Source organism: Streptomyces sp. NRRL WC-3549, assembly GCF_000721935.1.
Classification (GTDB): domain Bacteria; phylum Actinomycetota; class Actinomycetes; order Streptomycetales; family Streptomycetaceae; genus Streptomyces.
Window position 1 is genome coordinate 55,490 of record NZ_KL585434.1, and the last position, 954, is coordinate 56,443.

General features: G+C 72.5%; 2 protein-coding genes. One reads left to right on the forward strand and one right to left on the reverse strand.

The window, feature by feature from the left end:
• Positions 1 to 384, reverse strand: a 384-nt coding sequence (locus tag IH13_RS0131460; RefSeq protein ID WP_031089692.1) for a mycothiol transferase, incomplete at its 3' end; no start/stop codon positions are given.
• A gap of 221 nt (positions 385 to 605) precedes the next feature.
• Between IH13_RS0131460 and IH13_RS0131465 the strand changes: the two genes are divergently transcribed.
• Positions 606 to 954: Gfo/Idh/MocA family oxidoreductase (locus tag IH13_RS0131465; protein WP_031089694.1), on the forward strand; the 349-nt coding region annotated here is incomplete at its 3' end.

The window sequence follows — 954 nt, forward strand, 5'->3', positions numbered from 1 at the left end:
CACCGACAGGCTGTCGAGCCCCACCACGGCGGTGTTCGCCCGGGCCGCCTCGATCTCCGCCAGCCATGTGGTCCTGGCCTCCTTCCAGGTGTCCGCCTCGGTGACGTGGAACTCCCCGTCCGGATCCTCCTCGGTACCGTAGATCGGCGGCAGCTCCTCGCCGGCGAGGACCTCGCGGAACCAACCGCGCTCGTTCTCGGCGAGGTGCCGTACGAGGCCGAGCAGCGTGAACTCGGACGGCGGCACGGACGCCTCCCGCAACTGGGCGTCGGTCAGGCCCTCGCACTTCTTCGCCAGGGTCGCGCGGTGGTAGTCCAGCCACCCGTCCAGCACGGCGCGTTCGTCGGCGTCGACCGGGGGTGCGGAACGTGCATCTGTCGTCATGCGGGCCATCGTCACCCATCGGAGCCCCGTCGACCATCGCTTTGTGGCGCCGCACGCGCTTCCTCCCGGGCGTCCCGCAGTCCGTCACCCCGGACCGGTCCCGCACGCCCGGGACGGGATCGCCTGCCGGCGGTCGCCCGGGCGCACGTATGCTGCCGGGACCAAGGACGCGGGTGACGCGGTCGTGACACGGCCGCGGTGAGGTATCCAGGGAGACATTCGTGAAGGTCGGCTGCATCGGGCTCGGCGACATCGCGCGGAAGGCGTACCTTCCGGTACTGACGGCGCTGCCCGGGACCGAGCTGCACCTGCAGACCCGCACCCCGGCCACCCTCGCGGCCCTCGCCGCCGAACACCGGATCCCCGCCCGGCAGTGCCACGCGGACCTCGACTCGCTGCTGGCCCAGGGCCTGGACGCGGCCTTCGTGCACGCCGCGACCGTGGCCCACCCGGAGATCGTCGGCCGGCTCCTGGAAGCGGGTGTGCCCACCTACGTGGACAAGCCCCTCGCCTACGAACTCGCCGACTCCGAGCGGCTGGTGGCCCTCGCCGAGGAACGCGGCACCAGCC